Source organism: Vibrio eleionomae (genome assembly GCF_009874545.1).
GTDB classification, from domain to species: Bacteria; Pseudomonadota; Gammaproteobacteria; order Enterobacterales; family Vibrionaceae; genus Vibrio; species Vibrio nitrifigilis.
In genome coordinates, this window is record NZ_WEKT01000038.1 from 40,544 (window position 1) to 48,451 (window position 7,908).

The 7,908-nt window shown below is 39.4% G+C and carries 10 protein-coding genes; 5 read left to right on the top strand and 5 right to left on the bottom strand.

What is annotated here, in order from left to right; translation table 11 throughout:
- Positions 1–44: 44 nt before the first annotated feature.
- The 3 genes from F9817_RS16855 to F9817_RS16865 all read right to left on the bottom strand — a co-directional run bounded on the left by F9817_RS16855 (position 45) and on the right by F9817_RS16865 (position 3,559).
- Entirely contained in the window at positions 45–2,297 is a 2,253-nt protein-coding gene (locus F9817_RS16855) for an ankyrin repeat domain-containing protein (RefSeq protein WP_161157322.1), read from the bottom strand.
- Positions 2,298–2,535: 238 nt separating this feature from the next.
- A complete protein-coding gene (locus F9817_RS16860) occupies positions 2,536–2,679 on the bottom strand; it encodes a hypothetical protein (protein WP_161157323.1) in 144 nt (47 codons plus the stop codon).
- Positions 2,680–3,124: 445 nt separating this feature from the next.
- On the bottom strand, positions 3,125–3,559 hold the full coding sequence (locus F9817_RS16865) for an RNase H family protein (protein WP_161157324.1): 435 nt from the start codon (positions 3,557–3,559) through the stop codon (positions 3,125–3,127).
- A 169-nt stretch (positions 3,560–3,728) separates the two neighbouring features.
- On the opposite strand from F9817_RS16865, the gene radC reads away from it, so the two are divergent.
- Genes radC through F9817_RS16880 form a run of 3 tightly spaced genes read left to right on the top strand, consistent with a single transcriptional unit; the run spans position 3,729 to position 5,080 of the window.
- Positions 3,729–4,199 carry a RadC family protein gene (gene radC / locus F9817_RS16870; protein ID WP_161157325.1) on the top strand — a complete coding sequence of 157 codons (471 nt, stop codon included), beginning with the start codon at positions 3,729–3,731 and terminating at the stop codon, positions 4,197–4,199.
- The gene (locus F9817_RS16875; RefSeq protein ID WP_161157326.1) at positions 4,196–4,639 is read left to right on the top strand and encodes a DUF2787 family protein; all 444 of its coding nucleotides are present in this window, start codon (positions 4,196–4,198) and stop codon (positions 4,637–4,639) included. The genes radC and F9817_RS16875 overlap by 4 nt, the downstream gene beginning before the upstream one ends.
- A gap of 12 nt (positions 4,640–4,651) precedes the next feature.
- Positions 4,652–5,080 carry a DUF2787 domain-containing protein gene (locus tag F9817_RS16880; RefSeq protein ID WP_161157327.1) on the top strand — a complete coding sequence of 143 codons (429 nt, stop codon included), beginning with the start codon at positions 4,652–4,654 and terminating at the stop codon, positions 5,078–5,080.
- Here the strand turns inward: F9817_RS16880 and F9817_RS16885 are convergent.
- Positions 5,073–5,282 (bottom strand): helix-turn-helix transcriptional regulator, encoded by a 210-nt coding sequence (locus F9817_RS16885; RefSeq protein WP_161157328.1) that lies wholly within the window; start codon positions 5,280–5,282, stop codon positions 5,073–5,075. The genes F9817_RS16880 and F9817_RS16885 overlap by 8 nt on opposite strands.
- Before the next feature lie 89 nt (positions 5,283–5,371).
- Here F9817_RS16885 and F9817_RS16890 point away from each other — a divergent pair, with 89 nt between their 5' ends.
- Entirely contained in the window at positions 5,372–6,361 is a 990-nt protein-coding gene (locus tag F9817_RS16890) for a GTPase family protein (RefSeq protein ID WP_161157329.1), read from the top strand.
- Positions 6,362–6,401: 40 nt separating this feature from the next.
- Here the strand turns inward: F9817_RS16890 and F9817_RS16895 are convergent, their stop codons facing one another.
- Positions 6,402–7,034, bottom strand: coding sequence for an inovirus Gp2 family protein (locus tag F9817_RS16895; protein WP_161157330.1), 633 nt, complete (start codon positions 7,032–7,034; stop codon positions 6,402–6,404).
- A 568-nt stretch (positions 7,035–7,602) separates the two neighbouring features.
- Between F9817_RS16895 and F9817_RS24090 the strand changes: the two genes are divergently transcribed.
- Positions 7,603–7,908 (top strand): hypothetical protein (locus F9817_RS24090; protein ID WP_237476277.1); only part of this gene is annotated, 306 nt, incomplete at its 3' end.

Genomic DNA, 7,908 nt, shown 5'->3' on the forward strand with positions numbered 1-7,908 from the left:
AAAATAACTGCATAGAACACCGGTAGTGATCTATATTCATGACATTAATCCGAAAATCTCATTTGTAACATTTTTGCTACGTGTTTCGAACGCCACTTCCTAATTAACTGGTTAATATTCTGGCGTTGTCTATCGCTTGAATTGACACACGTATCATCCCACTTCAATTGGTGATGTTCAGAGTCAATCATTGCTTCAACAAGTTCCGCTTCATCAAGCTCAATTGCTAACATTAATGGCGTATATCCAAGCATTGCCGTGTTATGTTTAGCGTTAGGTTTCGCCCCTCTTTGAATTAGCAGTCTAGCGATATTTCTAAAATCATCAGCGGTTGTATAACGGAGAATATTGTCCATTTGATACAACGCCATAGCTTCATGTAAACGTTGATAGCATTCCTCAGATTGTTGTTTCTGTACGGCTAATATTAGCTCTCGTAGAGAATATGGCATCAGTCCATTAGCGTTTGCCCTCATCGACTGAAGATTCATTTCAGAGTATTTCATCATCTCCCAGTGCAAAGCATTTTGTTTTGGCCTTGTGTGGTGTGCAATCAGCCCAATCGCGGTGAAAAGTGGTGTTTCACCTGATGTGTCATGCCGTCTATCGACACTGGCCCCCATATCGAGAAGCTTTTCAACAATATCGACTCTACCGGTTTGCACTGCACATCCCAACGGCGAGAGCTTTCTTTTGTCTGTTAAAGTATCCAATACACTCTGTTTGTGTGGTTTTTGGCTAATCAGTTGAAAAAGCGACTCATCCATAGAATTTAGTGGAAATAAATTGACTTGCATTGATTGCACAGCAAGTAAAAGTGCAGAGTCGTTAGTAGCGGAAAATTCATTTACATCAGCACCTGCATTTAATAATTGTTCAACTTCCTCCACCCCTTCATTCATAGCGTAATAAACCAGTTGAGGCATAGATTTGATCATGCCACCAGCTTCTCCGACATTCCAAACCGCATTTGGGTTATCGATATCTAGACTATATTTGCTTTCATCAACTATCCATGGGCCGTAACTGTTGTGAGGATTAGTTGGATAAGTTGCTCCTGGAAAAAATGAATCTTTAGGAAAATGTGAACTGAAAGCGTGGCTAAATGCCATCATTTCCCAAAGCTCAATATCTTCTGGCTTGGATTTATATTCATCAATCCCATGCTGTAGTGCTTTAAAGTCAAAATTCATAATGACGGAGATACGCCTTAGTCGATTAATAAACCTCTTTTTAGGCTCAGAACTACGGCAAGCAACAACGATTGCTTCAGTGACTATTTTTTCTAAGTTAATCACCTGACGATAAAGCACCTTTTCAAACGCTTTTTGATATTCAGGTATAGCCTCTTCCAACTGGCCTGAATGCAAAAGAAAACGTGCTCTCATCCAGTGTAGAAAATATTTGGTATCCTCATTTTTATCATAGAGTGCCGTTTGTTCATCAAGCTGATTTAATAGCTGTTGACATACATTCCTGGATGATTTCCCCTTTTCATGTCTAAGCAGTAAATGTTGAAATAGCTCCTCGGTTGTTTCACCTAACGCTTTATATTGCTCTGTTACTTTTTTACGTTGACCATTAAGCTTTTCAATTAAAATGTTTAAACAGCTTTCTAATGAATGATGTTTAAGTAACTCCAAATCCACGTAACTACACTTGCTAAAGAAATGATCCCAAAGGCGCCCAATAACCAGTCTTGCCTTAAATGTTCCCCAACCATTTCCCATTTCCCAACACTCCCCCATGGAGAGACTTGAAAATTTTGGCAATTCCTTCCCTGTTTTCCATACCCGGATGCGCTCTTTTTGTTCATCAGTGGCATTAGCTAGGAAGCCCTGCCACTCAGTTGAGCGTTCTAAATTTTCCAAAACATGTAGCATCATATTTTTATTGCTCCATGCAACATCTCTTGGAGTTAATCTCATACCATCTAACATATCGCGACACATATATGCGACAAAAAACGTCATGAAGTACCTGTCGATATACTGATGGGCAATACCTGCATTCACACCATCTAATGGGACCTTTCTCATCAAATCGATGTACAATTCAACCACGTCATTAAAAGTATTAAGTACATGATCTGCAAAATAGATATTAACGAGTTTAGTCAGAGGCTCGTGTATTAGCTTCTGTTTCAATACATCCAATTCAAATGGATTGATTTCCAGTTGCTTACAAGCATAATCTAATTTTGTATTGGCTTTAGACTTAGTTCCAAGCCCCTTAGCCAACTCTCTTAATAGGTACTGAATTGAATAGTAAGGCCTTGATATATTTTCTGTGGTCATGCTGTTCGCTCGATATCTTTGGAAAAGTTAATAAATGCTCGTTTATCACTTGGGCTACCTGGTACTGTAATCGTAAATCCAGAAGGTGAAGATAAGCGCCCATGCTTTTTTCGACGTTGGTACTGCCAATTATTTTTAATGAGCTTGCAGATTAACTGATGTATGTCTTTATCGCTGCTGTATTTTTTCAAACTAAGTTATAGGGGCATTACTGCCCCTATCCTCCAATCACTCGTGCTTACTTACCATTTTTAGCGGCAGCAGACTGCGCACGCGCTGCAAAGCTTCCTTTGGGGGTTTGACCACCGCTCGCTTTAGATTGAGTTGATTGAATACGTGAAGCCGCAGCTGGAGTCATCGGGGTAGATTTTGATTTAGACATGTTCATTCTCCTTGTTTGTTGTGAACGAGGAAAATTTAGCAGCAAGAGTAAAACTGAACACCCTTGTACATGGAGAGTGTTTTTTTTTAAATAACACCTAACCATAACCATCTGTTTTTAATCGATAAATTCATTTCACTCTCACGCTTTCTACTTCTGCATTTTCTTTTTCAGCATCCACTCCTATTACCTCTTCGATGCCTTGATAATCATTTATGATTTCTAGATCAGCATCGATGAACTATCTTGCTTCCTGTGGTGATGTGTTTTCATGCAAATATGCTGCGATACCGACACTTAAATCACTTTGAGTTAAAGATCGTTCCAATACAAAATTTGAAAGAGGTAATAGGGGGGCAGAAATACCGTTGATACATACTCGTAACCGTTCCATTTCAGACGTATGCACTTACATCAACAAAATAATTAGTAATTTGATGGGGTATTATCTTACAGCTTCAATTGCCAATGAATTCGCAATCTCATTCCCTCTTATCCCTGAGTGAGCTTTCACTTTTCTGACTTCTACGAACTTACGAGACCGAAGCTCATCAACGACCAGCCATAGCCGACGGTTTTGTACCGACTTTCGATCCGACTTACGCCAACCTTTGCTTTTCCATCCATCTAACCAATCATTAAAGCCTTTCACACAGTAGTCACTAGTCGAATAAATGACATCTCCATCTTTCGAATATTCAAGAGCTTCGAGCAATGCTATTAAGTCGAGCTCTGCATTGTTGGTATCACGTTCAATAGTAAATCTGTCTTGGTATTCAACATACTCATCCTCATCAAGGACAGCCATGCCGATTCCACCTCGTTTACAACCGCCATGGTTATTAGGGGCAGCAACATCAATATAAATAAAGCTAGTCATTTGTATATCTCTCTATATGAAAATGGGTGCGATATTTAATAAATATCGCACCCATTGATTGTTTAATTAACCAACAAGATTTGTGATTAACCCATTGTTATAAAATGAAATTTAATTCACATATATATCATCTTCGTGCATTCACTCATCAATTCCCTTTGGAGGATTTATGCACGAAAACAACTACTACTTTTCTGGTCCTGTCACAGCAGACCGAGTGTTAGAAGCAGCAGCCGAAATCTTAGCGGCTCGTTCTTCTAAACCAACTGATTCCTTTTGTAATCCCACAGTAACTAAGTCCTTTGCTGCCTGTAAGCTGCAAGCCTACGAGCGTGAAGTGTTTGCGGTGATGCTGTTGGATAATCAACACCGTTTAATCGAATTTAAAGAGCTGTTCTTTGGCACTATCGATGCTGCGAGCGTCTATCCACGCGAAGTGGTGAAAGCCGTACTAGCGGTTAATGCTGCCGCAGTGATCTTTGCTCATAACCACCCATCCGGTGAACCTGAGCCCTCTCAAGCTGATAGACGCATTACTACTCGCTTAATCGATGCGCTTGGGCTTATCGATGTTCGAGTATTGGACCATATCGTTGTGGGTGATACTTGTGTGTCATTCGCTGAGCGGGGGCTGCTATGAACCTTTTCAATGCTCCTATCAACTCCCCTTTACTCACTTGTATTACACCACTCCTAAAAGACATCGCGCCTCAAGTCTACAAAGCCAAAGTGACGCTGGTACATCGTCCTTATTTATCCGCCGGGCTTGGTCCGCATCCGGTGGATATCGAGCTAATGCGCGTACTCGGTAAAGAATGGTTCATTAATCGTATCCAAACGTTCAATAAAGAAAGTCCATCCAACAACACGCTTCACGCCAACCTGAACTTTGATTTTCTTCATAACCAATTCCACCAGCCTGATTTGGGCCATGTGGAACTGAATCATCCCTCAATCCAGGAGCTCTACCACTCTTGGCAAGATTCCCTCCTTAAACAAATTCATCAAGGGCTATACGACCACACTACGCTTAGCATCGTCGAAGTGTGGTCATCGTTTCCGTTTTCTACCGTTCAATAAAAGGTCATCACCATGAACACGTTAACTTTCAGTCAGGCACATCGTGCCGTTCCTGTTTCACCTAAGTTTCTTGAGCTCATACAGCAGCAACTAAACCAAACGCAAGACGCCACTGGGTTTATCACGGTTCATTTTCGTGACAGTACCTACAGTAGCGAGCTTGGTGGTTTTCATCCGGTCGAAGTGGGGCTTCGTGAAATGAGCAAAGGCACAGTGGATATTCTCTATATCACTGAGTTTGCTTTTAGTGGGGGCCCCTTCCCTGAGCTAGAACGCTGTATTGATTTCGATATAGGTAATCAAATGGCCTACTCGCAAATGTGTGGCTGGCAAGATATCCAGCATCGAGAAATCAGGGAGTTGTATCAGCTCTGGGAAACGAACTTTCTGAGCTATGTTGAGAATGGTTGCTTAGATGAGATTCAAGTAAAGGTTAATTAGTCGCTTGAGTTTCAACCCCACCATCTCTTAATGCAATTCGTTCAAGAATCCAATCCTGAACTTCACTTTCTACCCATGCTACAGCACGAGCTCCCAGCGACACGGATTGAGGAAATCGACCTTCACTCATCATCTTGTACACGTTAGAACGGCTCATTGCAGTCATTTCCATCACTTCTTTTAATCGCATGAATTTAGTCATTTTCTTATCTCCAATGGTTTAGGTCATATGGAGGGGAAGAAATGTAAATTTTGGGCGTTTAGAAAGTGAACCAACACCAAGAGGCATTTATGTTCAATAAACAAAACCTATTTACGCAGTTAGAGCAGCTAGTTAAGCACTCGGCTTTTTCAGCTGGAGCGAAATCGACCGTGATGCAAAACCTGCAACGTCTTAAATCATCACAATTGAATATCCTAATTACCGGTGCCACTGGCGCTGGTAAGAGTTCAACCATTAATGCGCTATTCGATATGTCGATAGCACAAGTTGGTTACGATGCCGATCCACTCACGCAAGATATCAACTGTTATACACTCAATAACTTGGTTCTTTGGGATACTCCAGGACTCGGCGATGGTGTTGAAGAAGACGAAAAACATCGACAAAAAATAAAAAGTAAGTTGGCCGCCTCGGACTGCTTAGGCCAGGCGCTGATTGACTTGGTGCTCGTCATTGTAGACGGAGGGACTAGAGATTTAGGCACAACTATCTCTCTAATCAATGAGGTATTAATACCCAATCTTGGGCCAAACCCTGAAGAAAGACTCATCATTGCGATTAACCAAGCGGATGTCGCTTTAAAAGGTCCCAATGCTTGGGACCATAAACTTAACCAACCCACACAAGAAGCAAGTAACTTCCTGAATCGCAAAGTTGACTCACTGACTCAACGGATCAAGAAAGCTACAGGGATAACCGTGTCACCTATCTATTATTCAGCTGGTTACAGCCATCCCGGGCACCAGCAACGCCCGTATAACCTGGCTAAACTGCTGTACCTCATTGTAAGCAAATTACCTATCAATAAACGAGTGCTTATCGCTAACCAAACCATTTCTAAGCGTGAATCGAACTGGTCTGACAATGATGCACACGACTACCAAAAAAAGACGACAGAAAGCCTCTGGGAGGCAATAGTCACCAGTTCTTCTTCTGGCGCAACCATCGGTTCTGAATTAGGAGAATTGTTTGGTTCACCAGGTAAGAAAATAGGTACGCTTATAGGTGGCGCACTGGGTGGAATAGCAGGAGGCTTAGGATACCTTCTCGGCTTTTAAGTCAAAATTAAATAAGGGACAAACATCCCTTATTTTTTCTTTATTTTCGGCTTGAACCAATGTTCTTTTGTCCGTTGCCAAATTTTTTAGTTTTAGTTTTTGCAAGATAACTTAATCGTTCAAAGCATTTTTTATACTCATCGCCTTTCTTATCTTTAGCATTTATCCGGTAATCACCATTTTCACAAAAATGAACTAATCCAGCCTGTCCTGGAATACAATTTTCTATAACAGATTCCCATGCATCTTGAATCATTTTAGATAAGTTACGGTCTTTCCCACCAAAAAGACCTTTTGTAAAATACACATCTTTATTTAGACTAATAGCCACATGGTAATGATCGTTATCTGAGTCTTCTCTCTCTTTAACCCAAACATAGCGCATATGTGATTTTCCTTCTTTTCCCTTTCTCTTTAAATCCGCTACTAATCTTGAATTCAGACGAGCAATAAAGGTGGAAATATCAGAGTTTTCTGAAAAACAAAAATACTTGTGTGGATATCTTAAATCAAATCTAAAAACATATAACCTTGAGTGCTCATTCAAACTCATATCAAGAAATTTCTCTATACACTCTAAGTATTCTTTCACTAACTCTGCAGGATAAACTTTCATACCATTAAAATACTTACCTTCAAAAACAGTTAAGTTGCTATTACTAGGTACTCTCATCTCTTACTCCTATGATTCATTCTGTAGATTCATAAGGTAAGGTGATTATGTAAATTAAAGTTGGTTATTAATGGCAGGTAGATTAGATAGGTTAATAAATTGGAGTTACATATATTACTATACCGAAACAATTTTCTACTTCTCATCCTTATTCACATACCATTACAGTTAACATATCCCTCCATGGGTACGATAAAAATAACTCTAAGAAAACATCATTTCATCACTAATAAAAACACTTATCGTTGACCATTATTACCTGGATACAGTTCTACTAAAAATTTACGATTTTCTAACCAAATCTAATTAGCCACCCCAATAAAAATCGCACACCTTGACGGTTAAACACAAAGATAAAGCCTCTATCGAATGAGACAACGTAACTAGGCGACACTAACCCACCTAACACCTTGCTTTGAAAAATTTAAGATTCATACCAGATCTACTATAAGTCTTATGAAGAAACCTTTGTGATACAAGGCTCATAATGAATAATGATTACTTGTCAAACACTTTAAAAACATTTAAAAATTACATAATAATCACTTAAAAATTACTAAGTAATGACATGGTAAACATCATAACATCGACCTCACTAATCAATGATCCTAGATTTCTTTTAGAAATAACACTCAGCTTAGGAAACAATATTGACACGATTAACTTCTCTTCTTTAGAAAATACAAAAAAGTTGATAAAAGAGAATAAAATAGAAGAGATAACAAACAAAGAATTACATTTCAATGAAATTTTCATACCATTATCTGATATAAAATTAAGTGAATTTACAAATCAAGAGTCGATTTATTTTCTCTGGTTTATAATGGTTATTTATACCAAGTGGTCACACCAAATAGAATCACCAAATGATTTA

What these genes read in the sequence shown, in the direction of transcription:
- F9817_RS16855 (WP_161157322.1), bottom strand. Translation starts at nt 2,297, where the DNA reads ATGACCACAGAAAATATATCAAGGCCTTACTATTCAATTCAGTACCTA.
- F9817_RS16860 (WP_161157323.1), bottom strand. Translation starts at nt 2,679, where the DNA reads ATGTCTAAATCAAAATCTACCCCGATGACTCCAGCTGCGGCTTCACGT.
- F9817_RS16865 (WP_161157324.1), bottom strand. Translation starts at nt 3,559, where the DNA reads ATGACTAGCTTTATTTATATTGATGTTGCTGCCCCTAATAACCATGGC.
- radC (WP_161157325.1), top strand. Translation starts at nt 3,729, where the DNA reads ATGCACGAAAACAACTACTACTTTTCTGGTCCTGTCACAGCAGACCGA.
- F9817_RS16875 (WP_161157326.1), top strand. Translation starts at nt 4,196, where the DNA reads ATGAACCTTTTCAATGCTCCTATCAACTCCCCTTTACTCACTTGTATT.
- F9817_RS16880 (WP_161157327.1), top strand. Translation starts at nt 4,652, where the DNA reads ATGAACACGTTAACTTTCAGTCAGGCACATCGTGCCGTTCCTGTTTCA.
- F9817_RS16885 (WP_161157328.1), bottom strand. Translation starts at nt 5,282, where the DNA reads ATGACTAAATTCATGCGATTAAAAGAAGTGATGGAAATGACTGCAATG.
- F9817_RS16890 (WP_161157329.1), top strand. Translation starts at nt 5,372, where the DNA reads ATGTTCAATAAACAAAACCTATTTACGCAGTTAGAGCAGCTAGTTAAG.
- F9817_RS16895 (WP_161157330.1), bottom strand. Translation starts at nt 7,034, where the DNA reads ATGAGAGTACCTAGTAATAGCAACTTAACTGTTTTTGAAGGTAAGTAT.